The sequence below is a fragment of the Pseudomonas sp. A2 genome (assembly GCF_023100865.1).
In the GTDB taxonomy this organism is placed as follows: domain Bacteria; phylum Pseudomonadota; class Gammaproteobacteria; order Pseudomonadales; family Pseudomonadaceae; genus Aquipseudomonas; species Aquipseudomonas asiatica.
The window spans coordinates 1507494-1523799 of record NZ_CP039127.1; the positions used below are offsets into that span (position 1 = coordinate 1507494).

13 protein-coding genes are annotated in these 16306 nt (G+C 64.2%); 9 read left to right on the forward strand and 4 right to left on the reverse strand.

Features of this window, described 5'->3' with window-relative positions:
* Nucleotides 1-32: 32 nt before the first annotated feature.
* A complete protein-coding gene (locus E5221_RS07055; RefSeq protein ID WP_247847040.1) occupies nucleotides 33-1427 on the reverse strand; it encodes a class II fumarate hydratase in 1395 nt (464 codons plus the stop codon).
* Nucleotides 1428-1582: 155 nt separating this feature from the next.
* On the opposite strand from E5221_RS07055, the gene E5221_RS07060 reads away from it, so the two are divergent.
* From E5221_RS07060 to E5221_RS07090, 7 genes are all read left to right on the forward strand, one after another.
* Nucleotides 1583-2107: a DUF2059 domain-containing protein gene (locus E5221_RS07060; protein ID WP_003259051.1), complete on the forward strand. Its 525-nt coding sequence runs from the start codon at nucleotides 1583-1585 to the stop codon at nucleotides 2105-2107.
* 10 nt (nucleotides 2108-2117) lie between these two features.
* Nucleotides 2118-2414 (forward strand): BolA family protein, encoded by a 297-nt coding sequence (locus tag E5221_RS07065; RefSeq protein WP_003252644.1) that lies wholly within the window; start codon nucleotides 2118-2120, stop codon nucleotides 2412-2414.
* Nucleotides 2415-2641: 227 nt separating this feature from the next.
* Nucleotides 2642-3574 carry a rhodanese-related sulfurtransferase gene (locus E5221_RS07070; protein ID WP_247847042.1) on the forward strand — a complete coding sequence of 311 codons (933 nt, stop codon included), beginning with the start codon at nucleotides 2642-2644 and terminating at the stop codon, nucleotides 3572-3574.
* Nucleotides 3575-3577: 3 nt separating this feature from the next.
* On the forward strand, nucleotides 3578-4210 hold the full coding sequence (locus tag E5221_RS07075) for a DsbA family protein (RefSeq protein WP_015269296.1): 633 nt from the start codon (nucleotides 3578-3580) through the stop codon (nucleotides 4208-4210).
* Nucleotides 4203-6035 carry an ABC transporter ATP-binding protein gene (locus tag E5221_RS07080; protein WP_039614565.1) on the forward strand — a complete coding sequence of 611 codons (1833 nt, stop codon included), beginning with the start codon at nucleotides 4203-4205 and terminating at the stop codon, nucleotides 6033-6035. The genes E5221_RS07075 and E5221_RS07080 overlap by 8 nt, the downstream gene beginning before the upstream one ends.
* 238 nt (nucleotides 6036-6273) lie before the next feature.
* Nucleotides 6274-8730: an EAL domain-containing protein gene (locus E5221_RS07085; protein WP_247847045.1), complete on the forward strand. Its 2457-nt coding sequence runs from the start codon at nucleotides 6274-6276 to the stop codon at nucleotides 8728-8730.
* 30 nt (nucleotides 8731-8760) lie between these two features.
* Complete coding sequence (locus E5221_RS07090) at nucleotides 8761-9546, forward strand: iron-containing redox enzyme family protein (RefSeq protein WP_247847047.1); 786 nt, start codon at nucleotides 8761-8763, stop codon at nucleotides 9544-9546.
* A gap of 126 nt (nucleotides 9547-9672) precedes the next feature.
* Here E5221_RS07090 and E5221_RS07095 read toward each other — a convergent pair whose 3' ends face one another.
* From E5221_RS07095 to ubiG, 3 genes are all read right to left on the reverse strand, one after another.
* The gene (locus tag E5221_RS07095) at nucleotides 9673-10413 is read right to left on the reverse strand and encodes a YciK family oxidoreductase (protein WP_015269300.1); all 741 of its coding nucleotides are present in this window, start codon (nucleotides 10411-10413) and stop codon (nucleotides 9673-9675) included.
* Between the two features lie 152 nt (nucleotides 10414-10565).
* Nucleotides 10566-11237: an N-acetylmuramic acid 6-phosphate phosphatase MupP gene (mupP, locus tag E5221_RS07100; protein ID WP_024086445.1), complete on the reverse strand. Its 672-nt coding sequence runs from the start codon at nucleotides 11235-11237 to the stop codon at nucleotides 10566-10568.
* 2 nt (nucleotides 11238-11239) lie between these two features.
* A complete protein-coding gene (ubiG, locus tag E5221_RS07105; RefSeq protein ID WP_003260863.1) occupies nucleotides 11240-11938 on the reverse strand; it encodes a bifunctional 2-polyprenyl-6-hydroxyphenol methylase/3-demethylubiquinol 3-O-methyltransferase UbiG in 699 nt (232 codons plus the stop codon).
* A 111-nt stretch (nucleotides 11939-12049) separates the two neighbouring features.
* Between ubiG and mtnA the strand changes: the two genes are divergently transcribed.
* Both mtnA and gyrA read left to right on the forward strand, forming a co-directional pair.
* Complete coding sequence (mtnA, locus tag E5221_RS07110; protein ID WP_247847049.1) at nucleotides 12050-13126, forward strand: S-methyl-5-thioribose-1-phosphate isomerase; 1077 nt, start codon at nucleotides 12050-12052, stop codon at nucleotides 13124-13126.
* Between the two features lie 366 nt (nucleotides 13127-13492).
* Complete coding sequence (gene gyrA / locus E5221_RS07115) at nucleotides 13493-16258, forward strand: DNA gyrase subunit A (protein WP_085721640.1); 2766 nt, start codon at nucleotides 13493-13495, stop codon at nucleotides 16256-16258.
* Nucleotides 16259-16306: the final 48 nt, after the last annotated feature.

Genomic DNA, 16306 nt, shown 5'->3' on the forward strand with positions numbered 1-16306 from the left:
CCGCGAAAGGGCCGGTAAAGGCAGTGCACGACTCAGCCCTTACCCCCCGGAGCCAGCATGTTCTCCGGCCTCACCCACTGGTCGAACTGCTCATTGGTCAGGTACTTCAACTCCAGTGCCGCCTCGCGCAAGGTCTTGCCTTCGCCATAGGCCTTCTTGGCAATTTCCGCTGCCTTGTCATAGCCAATATGCGGGTTAAGTGCCGTCACCAGCATCAACCCCCGCTCCAGGTGTGCCGCCATCTGCTCGGCATCCGGCTCGATGCCCGCCACGCAGTGCTGCTGGAAGTTGCGGCAGCCGTCAGCCAGCAATTCGATCGACTGCAGCAGGTTGTGGATGATCACCGGCTTGAACACGTTCAGTTGCAAATGCCCCTGGCTGGCGGCAAAGCCGATCGCCGCGTCGTTGCCCAGCACCTGACAGGCCAGCATCGACAGCGCCTCGCACTGGGTAGGGTTGACCTTGCCTGGCATGATCGAGCTGCCCGGCTCGTTGGCCGGCAGGCGTACCTCGGACAACCCGGCGCGCGGGCCGGAACCCAGCAGGCGCAGGTCATTGGCGATTTTCATCAGGGTCACGGCCAGGGTCTTCAGGGCGCCGGCCAGGCTGGTCAGCGGTTCGTGGCCGGCGAGGGCAGCGAACTTGTTCGGCGCGGTGACGAACGGCAGGCCGGACAGCGCCGCCAGTTCGGCGGCAATGGCTTCGGCAAAACCGTGCGGGGCGTTGAGCCCGGTGCCCACGGCAGTGCCGCCCTGAGCCAGCTCGCACACCGCCGGCAGGGTGGCGCGGATGGCACGCTGGGCGTAGTCGAGTTGGGCGACGAAGGCCGATACCTCCTGGCCGAAGGTGATCGGCGTGGCGTCCATCATGTGCGTGCGGCCGGTCTTTACCAGCTTGTGGTGGCGTGCCGACAGCTCGGCCAGCCCCGAGGACAGCTCGGCGATGGCCGGCAGCAGCTTTTCGTGCACCGCCTGCGCCGCAGCGATGTGCATGGCGGTGGGGAAGCAGTCGTTGGAGCTCTGCGAGCGGTTGACGTGGTCGTTGGGGTGCACGGGCGCCTTGCCGCCACGGCCCTTGCCGGCCAGTTCATTGGCCCGCCCGGCGATCACTTCGTTGACGTTCATGTTGCTCTGGGTGCCGCTGCCGGTCTGCCAGACCACCAGCGGGAACTGGTCGTCATGCTCGCCGCCAAGCACTTCGTCGGCGGCCTGTTCGATCAGCCGGGCGATGTCGGCCGGCAAGTCGCCGTTGCGGTCGTTGACGCGTGCCGCGGCCTTCTTGATCAGCGCCAGGGCATGCAGCACCGCGATGGGCATGCGTTCCTTGCCAATGGCGAAGTTGATCAGCGAACGCTGGGTCTGCGCACCCCAGTAGGCGTCCTCAGGAACTTCGACCGGGCCCAGGCTGTCTGTCTCGATACGGCTCATTCTGTACTCACTCCCTTGTAGTTCGAAATCGCAGTTTAGGCCCTGATTCGACCGAGCGGTTCCGTCGCTCGTCGTGCCACTTGAGCACATCGCCACCACGGCGCAGAATGCTCTACTCTGAGGTACCCGCCTCCCTCTCTTCTGAAGGAAATGCAATGACCCGTCTCCGTGTCCTTTGTGCCGCCGTTGCCCTGGCTTGCGCCAGCGGCCAGGTACTCGCTGCCACCGCCAGCCACAACGCTGCTGCCGAGAAATTCCTGACCCTGGCCAACGCCGACAAGCTGGGCACCCCGGTGTACATGCAGGTCCAGCAGATGTTCGCCCAGCGTTTCGCCCAGACCAAGGCCCCGGCCACCAAGCAGCCGGTGCTGGAAAGCTACCAGGCCAAGGCCAACGCCGCGCTGGACAACGCCATCGGCTGGAACAAGCTGAAGCCGAAGATGGTCGACCTGTACACCCAGACCTTCACCGAGCAGGAGCTCAAGGACCTGGTCAAGTTCTACGAATCGCCGCTGGGCAAGAAAGTGCTGCGCGAAATGCCCAAGGTCACCCAGCAGTCGGCCCAGCTGACCCAGCAGAGTCTGGAGCCAGCGGTACCGGTGGTGAACAAGCTGCTGGATGACATGACCAAGGAACTGGACCCGAACGCTGGCAAGGCCGCCGCCCCGGCGAAGAAGTGAGTACGCCGCGATGACCATGCAACAGCGTATCGAACAGCAGCTGGCCGCCCTGGCGCCGCAACACCTGCAAGTGCTCAATGAAAGCCACATGCACAGTCGTGGTCAGGAGACCCACTACAAGGCAGTGATCGTCAGCGAGCAATTTGCCGGGTTGAACAGCGTCAAGCGCCACCAGAAGGTGTACGCCACCATGGGTGAGCTGATGGGCGAGATCCATGCCCTGGCCATCCACACCTACACCGCCGAAGAGTGGGCCAAGGTCGGCGTTGCACCGGCCTCGCCGGTGTGCGCGGGCGGCGGGCACTGAAACCTTGCTGTTGTTCTGGTAGAATCCTGCAAAATCCGGGGGCCGCTTTGCGGCCCATTCGCGGCACAAGGCCGCTCCTACAGGGATAGCGCAGCCCGTCGGCTGGTGCATTCCCCTGTAGGAGCGGCCTTGTGCCGCGAATGGGGCGCAAAGCGCCCCCTGCTTTTTTGTCACACTGTCAAACCCGGTCCGCCCCTTACGAGGGCAACCACTGGAGATCCTGCTTCATGTCCCAACCCATCGTCGTCGCGGCGCTGTACAAGTTCGTCACCCTGGAAGACTACGTCGAGCTGCGCGAGCCGCTGCTCAAGACCATGCTCGACAACAACGTCAAGGGCACCCTGCTGCTGGCCCGCGAGGGCATCAACGGCACCGTGTCGGCCACCCGCGAAGGCATCGACGGCCTGCTGGCCTGGCTGCGCAACGACCCACGCCTGGCCGATGTCGACCACAAGGAATCGTACTGCGACGAACAGCCGTTCTACCGCACCAAGGTCAAGCTCAAGAAAGAGATCGTAACCCTCGGCGTACCGGGCGTGGACCCGAACCAGGTGGTCGGCACCTACGTCGAGCCCAAGGACTGGAACGCGCTGATCAGCGACCCGGAAGTACTGCTGATCGACACCCGCAACGACTATGAAGTGGCAATCGGCACCTTCAAGGGCGCCATCGACCCGAAGACCGAAACCTTCCGCGAGTTCCCCGACTACATCAAGGCCAACTTCGACCCCAGCAAGCACAAGAAGGTTGCCATGTTCTGTACCGGCGGTATCCGTTGCGAAAAAGCCTCCAGCTACATGCTCGGTGAAGGCTTCGAGGAGGTCTATCATCTTAAGGGCGGCATCCTGAAATACTTCGAGGAAGTGCCTCAGGAAGAAAGCCTGTGGGACGGCGACTGCTTCGTCTTCGACAACCGCGTCACGGTGCGCCATGACCTGAGCGAAGGCGAGTACGACCAGTGCCACGCCTGCCGCCACCCGATCAACGCAGAGGAGCGCGCGTCCGAGCACTATTCGCCAGGGGTCAGCTGCCCGCATTGCTGGGACACCCTGAGCGAGAAGACCCGGCGTAGCGCCATCGACCGGCAGAAGCAGATCGAGCTGGCCAAGGCTCGCAACCTGCCGCACCCGATCGGTTACAACTACAAAGCCGAGGCTTGATGCATGTCTGCACGCCTGATCTATGTGATGGACCCGATGTGCTCCTGGTGCTGGGGTTTCGCACCCGTGGCAGCGGCCCTGATCGCCCAGGCGCGTGACGCGGGCGTGCCCACCCGCCTGGTGCCGGGCGGGCTGCGTACCGGCGGCAGTGCCCTGGACAGCTCTACCCGCAAGTACATCCTTGAACATTGGCAGGCGGTGGCCGACGCCACCGGCCAGCCGTTCCGCTTCGAGGGGGCCATGCCCGACGGCTTCGTCTACGACACCGAGCCGGCCTGCCGTGCCCTGGTCACCGCCCGCGAGCTGGACGCCGAACGCGTCTGGCCGCTGCTGGCGCTGATCCAGCGTTCGTTCTACGAGCAGGGCGTGGACGTGACCATTGCGCCGCATCTGGTCGACCTGGCCGAACAGGCAGGCTTCGACCGCACCGTGTTCGCCGAGGCCTTCGCCTGTGCCGACACCCGCGCCGCCACTGCAGCCGATTTCAGCTGGGCCCAGGACCTGGGCATCGCCGGTTTCCCGACCTTGCTGGCCGAACGCAATGGCCAACTGGCCCTGCTGACCAACGGCTATCAGCCGCTGGAGCGCCTGCAACCCTTGCTCGGCCGCTGGCTGCAGCAGGCCGCCTGTGCTTGATGTGCCTGGGTCACCCGACCCGGTGCCGGGCAAGCCTCACACTGCGGCCGATCGACTGAGCTGGGCGGAAATCCGCCGCCTGGCCCTGCATCACAAGAAAAACCTCTGGTCCGCCAACTTCATTGCCGTATTGGCGGCCTGCTGCAGCGTGCCCATCCCGCTGTTGCTGCCGCTGCTGGTGGACGAAGTGCTGCTGGGCCACGGCGATGCCGCGCTGAAGTGGATGAACCACCTGCTGCCGTCCAGCTGGCAGGTGGCGGCGGGCTACATCGGCCTTATGTTGCTGCTGACCCTGTGCCTGCGCTTGGCCGCGCTGGCGTTCAACGTGATCCAGGCCAAGCTGTTCGCCGGCCTGGCCAAGGACATCGTCTATCGCCTGCGCATTCGCCTGATCGAGCGGCTCAAGCGCATCTCGCTGAAGGAATACGAAAGCCTGGGCAGCGGCACGGTAACCACTCACCTGGTCACCGACCTGGACACCCTCGACAAGTTCGTCGGCGAAACCCTGAGCCGCTTCCTGGTGGCCATGCTGACCCTGACCGGCACGGCGGCCATCCTGATCTGGATGCACTGGCAGCTGGCCATGCTGATATTGCTGTTCAACCCGCTGGTGATCTATTTCACCGTGCAGTTGGGCAAGCGCGTCAAGCACCTGAAAAAGCTCGAGAACGACAGCACCGCACGCTTTACCCAGGCGCTGGCGGAAACCCTCGACGCCATTCAGGAAATCCGCGCCGGTAACCGCCAGGGCTACTTCCTCGGTCGCCTTGGCCTTCGCGCCCGCGAAGTGCGGGACTACGCCGTGGACTCGCAGTGGAAAAGCGATGCCAGCGGCCGCGCCAGTGGCCTGCTGTTCCAGTTCGGCATCGATATCTTCCGCGCCGCGGCCATGCTCACCGTGCTGTTCTCCGACCTGTCGATCGGCCAGATGCTGGCGGTATTCAGCTACTTGTGGTTCATGATCGGCCCGGTGGAGCAGTTGCTCAACCTGCAATACGCCTACTACGCCGCCGGTGGTGCGCTGAGCCGCCTCAACGAACTGCTGGCACGCGACGACGAGCCGCAGTACCCGGCTGCCAGCGACCCGTTCGCCGGCCGCGAGACGGTGGGCATCGAAGTGCGCGACCTGCGCTTTGCCTATGCCGACGAGCCGGTGCTCGAGCACCTCGACCTGTCCATCGCCCCGGGCGAGAAGGTGGCGATAGTCGGCGCCAGCGGTGGCGGCAAGAGCACCCTGGTGCAGCTGTTGCTGGGGCTTTACAGCGCCCAGGCCGGCACCATCCGCTTTGGCGGTGCCAGCCTGCAGGAAATCGGCCTGGAAACCCTGCGTGAAAACGTCGCGGTGGTGTTGCAGCACCCGTCGTTGTTCAACGACACCGTGCGCGCCAATCTGACCATGGGCCGTGACTGCAGCGACGAGGCTTGCTGGCAGGCACTGCGCATCGCCCAGCTGGATGCCACCATCGCCGCCTTGCCGCAAGGCCTGGACAGTGTGGTGGGGCGCTCCGGCGTGCGCTTGTCCGGTGGCCAGCGCCAGCGCCTGGCCATTGCCCGCATGGTGCTGGCCGAACCCAAGGTGGTGATCCTCGATGAAGCCACCTCGGCCCTGGATGCCGCCACCGAGTACAACCTGCACCAGGCCCTGGCGCGCTTCCTCAGCGGCCGCACCACACTGATTATCGCCCACCGCCTGTCGGCGGTGAAACAGGCCGACCGGGTGCTGGTGTTCGACGGCGGGCATGTGGCCGAGGATGGCGACCACCAGCAGCTGATTGCCGAGGGTGGGTTATATGCCAAGCTTTACGGGCACCTGCAGCAAAGCTGAATTTGTGGCTGCCTGGGCGGGCCCTATCGCCGGCAAGCCAGCTCCCACAGGATTACCACAGGCCTGAGCATTGTGGGGTACCTGTGGGAGCTGGCTTGCCGGCGATAGGGCCGGGAAGGCCGTGCGAACCCCCCCGGGTTTCCTGTCATAAAAAACCCAACCGCGAGGATGGCAAATGGCCTACGCTGTGCTTTGTCTGGGTTGATTTGCGCCTTATCTGCTCTGTGACAGGGACTCCATGAAGGGACATCGCACTCTAGAAGCGCCAAAGTTGCTCGGCATCACCTGGCCCTTCATCGCCGTTGTGGTCTTCCAGGTAGCCTTGGGCAGCCTGAGCCTTTATACGCTCTCGGCCGTGCGTGCCTACGTCGCGGGCGAAAGTTTGTGGTCCAAGGCGCAGAAAGACGCCATCTACTACCTCAACCTGTACGCCGAGACCCGCGACGACAGCACCTATCAGCGCTATCGCCAGGCTATCACCGTGCCCCAGGGCGACCACCAACTGCGCGAAGTGATGGACCAGCCCAGCCCCGACCTGGATGCCGCGCGCCAGGCCGTGCTGCAAGGCGGTAACCACCCCGACGATGTCGAGCGGATCATCTGGTTCTACCGTAACTTTCGCAATGTAAGCTACATGCAGACGGCCATCGACTACTGGGACATCGGCGACGACTACCTGGGCAAGCTGGATATGCTGGCCATGGAAATGCGCAGCAGCTTCGCCGCTGGCCCGGTCGACGCCCGCACGGTAAGCGACTGGAAGGCGCGCATCGTCACCATCAACGAAGGGGTAACCCCGGCCGCCAAGGCGTTCAGCGATGCCTTGGGCGAAGGCTCGCGCATGCTGCTGCGGGTGCTGCTGATCACCAACCTGCTGACCGCAATGTTCCTGATTGCCATTGCCTGGCGCCGCTCCAGCAAGCTGCTGGCCCAGCGCCAGGCCTTTGCCAGCGCCCTGCAAGAAGAAAAGGAGCGGGCGCAGATTACCCTGCAGGCCATTGGCGATGCGGTGATTACCACCGATGTGGAGGGCAGTATCGGCTACATGAACCCGGCCGCCGAACAACTGACCCACTGGCAGGCCGGCCAAGCCCAGGGCCTGCCGTTGTCGGCGCTGTTCAGCCTGGTGGACGAGCAGGCAGAGGAAGACGGCCGCAGCCTGGTCGAGCAGGTGCTCAGTGGCAGCCTCAAGGGCGGCGCCGAGCATGCCCGGCTGATCCAGCGCCTGGACGGCAGCACTGTGTCGGTCAACCTGGTCGGCTCGCCGATCGTCAATGACGGCCAGGTCAGCGGTATCGTGCTGGTGCTGCACGACATGACCCAGGAGCGCCAGTACATCGCCAACCTGTCCTGGCAGGCGACCCACGATGCCCTGACCGGCCTGGCCAACCGCCGCGAGTTCGAATACCGCCTGGAGCAGGCGCTCAATGACCTGGCGCGCCAGGCCGGGCGGCATTCGCTGATGTTCCTCGACCTCGACCAGTTCAAGCTGGTCAACGATACCTGCGGGCATGCCGCCGGCGACGAGCTGCTGCGGCACATCTGCGCCGTGCTGCAGTCCGGCCTGCGCGAGGGCGATACCCTCGCCCGGCTGGGTGGTGACGAATTCGGCGTGCTGCTGGAAAACTGCCCGCCCGACCAGGCCGAGCGCATTGCCGAGCAGCTGCGCCAGCTGGTGCAGAGCCTGCATTTCGTGTGGAAAGGGCGGCCGTTCGTCACCACCGTCAGTGTCGGCCTGGTGCACATGGCCCAGTCCCCCGGCACCCTCGAAACCTCGCTGCGCGCCGCCGACATGGCTTGCTACATGGCCAAGGAAAAGGGCCGCAACCGCGTGCAGGTGTACCATGCCGACGACAGCGAGCTGTCCATGCGCTTTGGTGAAATGGCCTGGATCCAGCGCTTGCACGTGGCCCTGGAAGAAAACCGCTTCTGCCTGTACGCCCAGGAAATCGCCCCGCTGAAAACATTCGAAGGCCCCGGCCATATCGAGATCTTGCTGCGCCTGCACGACGAAAGCGGGCGTACCATCCTGCCCAGCAGCTTCATCCCGGCGGCCGAGCGCTACGGCCTGATGACCGCGCTGGACCGCTGGGTGGTGCGCAATGTGTTCCTGGTCATCCGCCAGTGCCTGGACGAAGGGCGCGAGGGGCCGCTTTCGATCTGCGCGATCAACCTGTCGGGGTCGAGTATCGGCGACGACAAGTTCCTCGAATACTTGCAACGCCTGTTCGTCGAATACGCTATTCCGCCACGGATGATCTGTTTCGAAATCACCGAAACCAGCGCCATAGCCAACCTTGGCAGTGCCATCCGCTTCATCAACGAGTTGAAGGGGTTGGGTTGTCGCTTCTCGCTCGACGATTTCTGCGCCGGCATGTCGTCGTTCGCCTATCTCAAGCATTTGCCCGTGGATTACCTGAAGATCGACGGAAGTTTCGTCAAGGACATGCTCGACGACCCGGTCAACCGGGCCATGGTCGAGGTCATCAACCACATCGGTCATGTAATGGGCAAGCGCACCATTGCCGAATTCGTCGAAACACCCTTGATCGAGCAGGCCTTGCAGGAAATTGGCGTGGATTATGCCCAGCGCTACCTCATCGAACGCCCCCAGGTGTTCACCTGTGACAGTCTGCAGCGCCAACGGATCGCCGCCCGGCCTCTGTTGCAGCGGGCACCTGGCACGTTTCGCTAGCTAGAAATCACAAGGATCAAGGAGCTGAAAGTGATTGACGCATTCGTTCGTATCGGGCCTTTGATGGATCCCGCCAGCTACCCCCAATGGGCCCAGCAACTGATTGAAGACTGCCGCGAGAGCAAGCGCCGGGTAGTCGAGCATGAATTCTACGCGCGCCTGCGCGATGGCCAGTTGAAGCAATCGACCATCCGCCAGTACCTGATTGGTGGCTGGCCGGTGGTGGAGCAGTTCTCGCTGTACATGGCCCACAACCTGACCAAGACCCGCTATGGCCGGCACCAGGGCGAAGACATGGCGCGGCGCTGGCTGACGCGCAACATCCGTGTCGAGCTTAACCACGCCGACTATTGGGTGAACTGGTGCCAGGCGCATGGCGTGCACCTGCACGAACTGCAGGCCCAGGAAGTGCCGCCTGAACTGAACGGCCTGAACGACTGGTGCTGGCGCGTGTGCGCCACCGAGAACCTGGCCATTTCCATGGCGGCGACCAACTACGCCATCGAAGGTGCGACCGGTGAATGGTCGGCGGTGGTGTGCTCCACCGACACCTATGCGCTGGGCTTCCCGGAGGACCAGCGCAAGCGGGCGATGAAGTGGCTGAAGATGCATGCCCAGTATGACGATGCGCACCCGTGGGAGGCGCTGGAGATCATCTGCACCCTGGCGGGCGAGAACCCGACCCTGGGGCTGCGCAATGAACTGCGCAAGGCGATTTGCAAGAGCTACGACTGCATGTACCTGTTCCTGGAGCGGTGCATGCAGCTGGAAGGGCGCCAGCAAGGGCGCATGCGCCCGGTGTTGGCAGCGGGCTGATCGCTTTCCTGTCCCGGCCTCTTCGCGGGTAAACCCGCTCCCACAAGTACTGCGCTGCCCTCATGGGCGGTGAATAACCCTGTGGGAGCGGGTTCACCCGCGAAAGGGCCGGTACAGGCAAAAGCCTTACTGGGCGTTGAACGCCTGCCCATTCACCCCTTTGCTGTCCGGCCCCATCAGGTACAGGTACACCGGCATGATCTCTTCCGGCAGCGGGTTGTTCTGCGGGTTCTCGCTGGGGTAGGCCTGTGCCCGCATCGCCGTGCGCGTGGCACCCGGGTTGATGCTGTTGGAGCGCACCGGTGCCACGCCTTCCAGTTCATCGGCCAGGGTTTGCATCAGGCCCTCGGTGGCGAACTTGGACACGCCATAGGCGCCCCAGTAGGCCCGGCCCTTGCGCCCGACGCTGCTGCTGGTGAACACCACCGAAGCGTCTTCCGACAGCTTCAGCAGCGGCAGCAGGGTGCTGGTGAGCATGAAGGTGGCATTGACGTTGATGTGCATCACGCGCATGAAGTTGTCACCCGACAGCTGCTCCAGCGGCGTACGCGGGCCGATGATCGAAGCATTGTTCAGCAGGCCGTCGAGGCGGCCGAACTGGTCTTCGATCATCACTGCCAGTTCGTCGTACTGGTGGGGCAGGGCGGTTTCCAGGTTGAACGGGATCACCACGGGTTGCGGGTGCCCGGCGGCTTCGATCTGGTCGTAGACCTCGTTGAGATTGGCCTCGGTCTTGCCCAGCAGCAGCACAGTAGCGCCCAGCGCAGCGTAGGCCTTGGCGGCAGCGGCGCCGATGCCGCGGCCGGCACCGGTAACCAGGATGACCCGGCCTTGCAGCAGGTCGGGGCGGGCGGTGTAGTCGAACATGGTAGGTCCTTCGAGTTCGTTGGCGCGGCACCGTCCCCTGTGGGAGCGGGTTTACCCGTGAATGCGTACTATCAGACGCTGGTATCGCCTGGGCTGGCGCATTCGCGGGTGAACCCGCTCCCACAGGGGCTGTGCTGCGGTCTAGACGGGGTTCAGCAGCCGCACAGCGCGCTGTCGATCACCTTGCGCAGTTCCAGCGGGTGGTCCACCACCACATCGGCGCCCCAGTTGTTGGGGTTGTCCTCTGGATGAATATAGCCGTAGCGCACTGCAGCCGTGCGAGTACCGGCGTCGCGGCCAGACTCGATGTCGCGCAGGTCGTCGCCGACGAACAATACGCTGGCCGGGTCCAGGCCGAGGGTCTTGCAGGCGAGGATCAGCGGCTCGGGGTCGGGCTTGCTGTTCTTGACGTGGTCCGGGCAGATCAGCAGCGCCGAACGCTCGGCCAGGCCCAGTTGCTGCATGATCGGCTCGGCAAAGCGCACCGGTTTGTTGGTGACCACGCCCCACAGCAGGTTGCCTTTCTCGATGTCGGCCAGCAGCTCGGCCATGCCGTCGAACAGCTTGCTGTGCACCGCGCAGTCGCGCTGGTAGCGCTCGAGGAACTCCAGGCGCAGGGCTTCGAAGCCCTCGGCCTCCGGGCTGATGGCGAAGGTCGCGGCGACCATCGCGCGGGCACCGCCGGAGATCACGTCGCGGATCACCTTGTCATCGACGGCCGGCAGGCCGCGCTCGGCGAGCATGGCCTGGCAGATGGCGATGAAGTCCGGCGCCGTGTCGAGCAAGGTGCCGTCCATGTCGAAGAGTACTGCTCGCAAACTCATGTTTATTCCTCGCGCAGGGTCTGGACCATGTAGTTGACGTCGACGTCGCTGCTGAGCTTGTAGTGCTTGGTCAGTGGGTTGTAGGTCAGGCCGATGATGTCTTTCACCTGCAGGCCGGCAACGCGGCTCCATGCGCCCAGCTCGGACGGGCGGATGAACTTCTTGAAGTCGTGGGTGCCGCGCGGCAGCATCTTCAGGATGTACTCGGCGCCGACGATGGCCAGCAGGTAGGCCTTGGGGTTGCGGTTGATGGTGGAGAAGAACACCTGGCCGCCAGGCTTGACCATGCGGTAGCAGGCGCGGATGACCGAAGACGGGTCGGGCACGTGCTCGAGCATTTCCAGGCAGGTGACCACGTCGAACTGTTCGGGCATTTCCTCGGCCAGGGCTTCGGCGGTGATCTGCCGGTATTCCACCTGCACGCCCGACTCCAGCTGGTGCAGCTGGGCCACGGCCAGTGGCGCCTCGCCCATGTCGATGCCGGTGACCGTGGCGCCGCGCAGGGCCATCGCCTCGCTGAGGATGCCGCCGCCGCAACCCACGTCCAGCACCTTCTTGCCGGCGAGGCTGACGCGCTCGTCGATCCAGTTGACGCGTAGCGGGTTGATTTCGTGCAGCGGCTTGAACTCGCTTTCGCGGTCCCACCAGCGGTGGGCCAGCGCTTCGAACTTGGCGATTTCGGCGCGGTCGACGTTGCTCATTAGAACAGTCCTCTGAAACTTCGCAAAATTGCGCCGGAGTATACCCGAGCGCTCGGCCCCGAGGGTCGCTATAATCGCCGGCTTTTGATATCCGAACGACGGGGAGAGGCGATGCGCGAGCGACTTTTGGCGGCGGAGAAGGTGACCGGGATCCGCTGGCAGGGCGGCGTCCTGCACCTGCTCGACCAGCGCCTGCTGCCGTCGGAAGAGCGCTGGCTGGCCTGCGACAATGTCGCGCAGGTTGCAGCGGCGATCCGCGACATGGCCGTGCGCGGCGCCTCGGCCATCGGCATTGCCGCGGCCTATGGCCTGGTGCTGGCCCTGGAAGAGCGGCTGGCCGAGGGCGGCGACTGGGAAATGGACCTGGAGGAAGACTTTCTTGTCCTGGCGGAAGCGCGCCCTACCGCCGCCAACCTGTTCTGGGCGCTGAACCGCATGCGTGAGCGCCTGCAGCGCCTGCGTCAGGACGAAGATGTGCTGGCGGCACTAGAGGCCGAAGCGGTGGCCATCCACGAGAGCGATCGCGAGGCCAACCTGACCATGGCCCAGCACGGTATCGAGCTGATCCGCCGCCACCAGGGCAACGCCCAGATCCTGCTCACCTATGGCAACGCCGGTGCTCTGGCCTGTGGTGGTTTCGGTACCGCGCTGGGGGTGATCCGTGCCGGTTACCTGGAGGGCATGGTCGAGCGTGTATACGCCGGCGAGACCCGCCCTTGGCTGCATGGTTCGCGCCTGACTGCCTGGGAACTGGCCAACGAAGGCATCCCGGTGACCCTGTGCGCCGACTCGGCGCTGGCCCACCTGATGAAAAGCAAGGGCATCACCTGGGTGGTGGTGGGCGCGGACTGCATCGCCGCCAACGGCGATGTGGCCAGCAAGATCGGCACCTATCAGCTGGCGGTCAGCGCCATGCATCACGGCGTACGGTTCATGGTGGTGGCGCCGAGCACCAGCATCGACCTGAACCTGGCCACGGGCGAGGACATCCCGCTGGAAGAGCGCGCTGCCGACGAGTTGCTGGACATTGGCGGCACCCGCGTGGCGCCGGATGTCGAGGTGTTCAACCCGGTATTCGACGTGACCCCTGCCGACCTGATCGACGTGATCGTGACCGAGCGCGGCATCGTCGAGCGGCCGGATGCCGCCAAGCTGGCGCAATTGATCTGCCGCAAGCGGCTGCACTGATATTCGTAGTGCCTGTGCCGGCCTCTTCGCGGGTAAACCCGCTCCCACAGGGATAGCACAAGGCCTGAGGGCGGTGGTGTACCTGTGGGAGCGGGTTTACCCGCGAAGAGGCCGGCACAGGCTATAAAAAATCCAGATTTACCCTCGTGTGAGGCCACCTGCCACATCTCCCCACCGCCCCTGCCTTTGTGATAACATCCGGCAGTTTCCAAGACCGCCCACCACGGCGGCCTTCATTGCGCAGATCCATGGCACAACTCATTGATTTGTCGTAAGTCGTCGCACCCTTATGCGCTGCGGCGGCGAGCTTCGTTCGGCCCTTGATGGAGCTGCGAAGTTTCACCAGAAAAAGGAATCAGGCTTCTCATGGGCGAACTGGCCAAAGAAATCCTCCCGGTCAATATCGAAGACGAACTGAGACAGTCTTACCTCGACTACGCGATGAGCGTGATTGTCGGGCGAGCGCTGCCCGATGCGCGTGACGGCTTGAAGCCCGTGCATCGTCGCGTTCTCTATGCGATGAGCGAACTGGGCAACGACTGGAACAAGCCGTACAAGAAATCCGCCCGTGTGGTCGGTGACGTGATCGGTAAGTACCACCCGCACGGCGACACCGCGGTCTACGACACCATCGTGCGTATGGCCCAGCCGTTCTCGCTGCGCTACCTGCTGGTCGACGGCCAGGGCAACTTTGGTTCGGTGGACGGCGACAATGCCGCAGCCATGCGATACACCGAAGTGCGCATGGCCAAGCTGGCCCACGAGCTGCTGGCCGACCTGCACAAGGAGACCGTCGACTGGGTGCCCAACTACGACGGCACCGAGCAGATCCCGGCGGTCATGCCGACCCGTATTCCCAACCTGCTGGTCAACGGTTCCAGCGGTATCGCCGTGGGCATGGCGACCAACATCCCGCCGCACAACCTCGGCGAGGTCATCGATGGCTGCCTGGCACTCATCGACAACCCCGAAGTCACCATCGATGAGCTGATGCAGCACATCCCTGGCCCGGACTTCCCGACTGCCGGCCTGATCAACGGCCGCCAGGGCATCATCGAGGCCTATCGTACCGGTCGTGGCCGCATCTACATGCGCGCCCGCTCCGAGATCGAAGACATCGACAAGGTCGGCGGCCGCCAGCAGATCGTGGTTACCGAGCTGCCGTACCAGCTGAACAAGGCTCGTCTGATCGAAAAGATCGCCGAGCTGGTCAAAGAGAAGAAGATCGAAGGCATCACCGAGCTGCGCGACGAGTCCGACAAGGACGGCATGCGCATCGTCATCGAGCTGCGTCGCGGCGAGGTGCCGGAAGTGGTGCTCAACAACCTCTACCAGCAAACCCAGCTGCAGAGCGTATTCGGTATCAACGTGGTGGCCCTGGTCGACGGCCGTCCGCGTCTGCTCAACCTCAAGGATCTGCTCGAAGCGTTCGTGCGTCACCGCCGTGAAGTGGTAACCCGCCGTACCGTGTTCGAGCTGCGCAAGGCCCGCGAACGCGGCCATATCCTCGAAGGCCAGGCGGTTGCGCTGTCCAACATCGACCCGGTCATCGCCCTGATCAAGGCCTCGCCGACCCCGTCCGAGGCCAAGGAAGCCCTGATCTCCACTGCCTGGGAATCCAGTGCCGTGCAGGTCATGGTCGAGCGCGCCGGCGCCGATTCCTGCCGCCCCGAGGACCTGCCGGAGCAGTACGGCCTGCGTGAAGGCAAGTACTACCTGTCGCCGGAACAGGCCCAGGCCATTCTCGACCTGCGCCTGCACCGCCTGACCGGCCTGGAGCACGAGAAGCTGCTGGCCGAGTACCAGGAAATCCTCGAGCAGATCGGCGAGCTGATCCGCATCCTCAGCAGCGCCGAGCGCCTGATGGAAGTGATCCGCGAAGAACTGGAAGCCATCCGCGCCGAATATGGCGATGCCCGCCGTACCGAAATCCTCGATGCGCGCCACGACCTCAACTACGGCGACATGATCCCGGAAGAAGAGCGCGTGGTGACCATCTCCCACGGCGGCTACGCCAAGACCCAGCCGCTGTCCGCCTACCAGGCCCAGCGCCGTGGCGGCAAAGGCAAGTCGGCTACCGGGGTGAAGGACGAGGACTACGTCGAGCACCTGCTGGTTGCCAACAGCCATGCCACCCTGCTGCTGTTCTCCAGCAAGGGCAAGGTGTACTGGCTGAAGACCTACGACATCCCTGAAGCGTCCCGCGCCGCCCGCGGCCGCCCGCTGGTCAACCTGTTGCCGCTGGAGGAAGGTGAGCGCATCACCGCCATGCTGCAGATCGACCTCGAGGCCCTGCAGCAGAACGCTGACGCCGACGAAGAGCTGGAGGACGCGGAAGACACCGTGCTCGAAGGCGAAGTGGTCGAGGCCGAGGAAGTGGACGAGGAAGACGGCGACACCCCTGAATGGGTGGCCGAGCCGACCGGCGCCTACATCTTCATGGCCACCGCTTCGGGTACCGTGAAGAAGACCCCGCTGGTGCAGTTCGCCCGTCCGCGCTCCAACGGCCTGATCGCCCTGAAGCTGAAGGAAGGTGACACCCTGATCGCCGCGGCCATCACCGACGGCGCCAAGGAAGTCATGATGTTCTCCGACGCCGGCAAGGTGATCCGCTTCGCTGAAAGCGTGGTGCGCGAGATGGGCCGTAACGCCCGTGGCGTGCGCGGCATGAAGCTGGGCAAGGGCCAGCAGATCATCTCCATGCTGATCCCGGAATCTGGCGCGCAGATCCTCACCGCGTCCGAGCGTGGCTTCGGCAAGCGCACTCCGCTGTCCAAGTTCCCGCGTCGCGGCCGTGGTGGCCAGGGTGTGATCGCCATGGGCACCAAGGGGCGCAACGGTCTGCTGATCGGTGCCATCCAGGTGCAGGAAGGTGAGGAGATCATGCTGATCTCCGACCAGGGCACGCTGGTGCGTACCCGCGTTGGCGAGGTGTCCAGCCTGGGCCGCAACACTCAGGGCGTGACCTTGATCAAGCTGGCTACCGACGAGACACTGGTGGGCCTGGAGCGTATCCAGGAGCCTTCCGAGGACGAACTCGATGATGTGATCGAGGCGGGGGAAGAGGGCGTCGAGGCTGAAGTGCCAGACAACGAAGAAGCTGCTGGCGCCGAAGAGGCCCCGCAGGAGTAAGCAAGCGTAAAACCCGAACGGGGCGACCAAGATCGCCCCGTTTGACTG

Bases quoted from the DNA above. Each gene is read 5' to 3' on its own strand.
- E5221_RS07055 (WP_247847040.1), bottom strand. From the start codon at position 1,427: ATGAGCCGTATCGAGACAGACAGCCTGGGCCCGGTCGAAGTTCCTGAG.
- gyrA (WP_085721640.1), top strand. From the start codon at position 13,493: ATGGGCGAACTGGCCAAAGAAATCCTCCCGGTCAATATCGAAGACGAA.
- mupP (WP_024086445.1), bottom strand. From the start codon at position 11,237: ATGAGTTTGCGAGCAGTACTCTTCGACATGGACGGCACCTTGCTCGAC.
- E5221_RS07060 (WP_003259051.1), top strand. From the start codon at position 1,583: ATGACCCGTCTCCGTGTCCTTTGTGCCGCCGTTGCCCTGGCTTGCGCC.
- E5221_RS07070 (WP_247847042.1), top strand. From the start codon at position 2,642: ATGTCCCAACCCATCGTCGTCGCGGCGCTGTACAAGTTCGTCACCCTG.
- E5221_RS07065 (WP_003252644.1), top strand. From the start codon at position 2,118: ATGACCATGCAACAGCGTATCGAACAGCAGCTGGCCGCCCTGGCGCCG.
- E5221_RS07085 (WP_247847045.1), top strand. From the start codon at position 6,274: ATGAAGGGACATCGCACTCTAGAAGCGCCAAAGTTGCTCGGCATCACC.
- E5221_RS07075 (WP_015269296.1), top strand. From the start codon at position 3,578: ATGTCTGCACGCCTGATCTATGTGATGGACCCGATGTGCTCCTGGTGC.
- mtnA (WP_247847049.1), top strand. From the start codon at position 12,050: ATGCGCGAGCGACTTTTGGCGGCGGAGAAGGTGACCGGGATCCGCTGG.
- E5221_RS07095 (WP_015269300.1), bottom strand. From the start codon at position 10,413: ATGTTCGACTACACCGCCCGCCCCGACCTGCTGCAAGGCCGGGTCATC.
- ubiG (WP_003260863.1), bottom strand. From the start codon at position 11,938: ATGAGCAACGTCGACCGCGCCGAAATCGCCAAGTTCGAAGCGCTGGCC.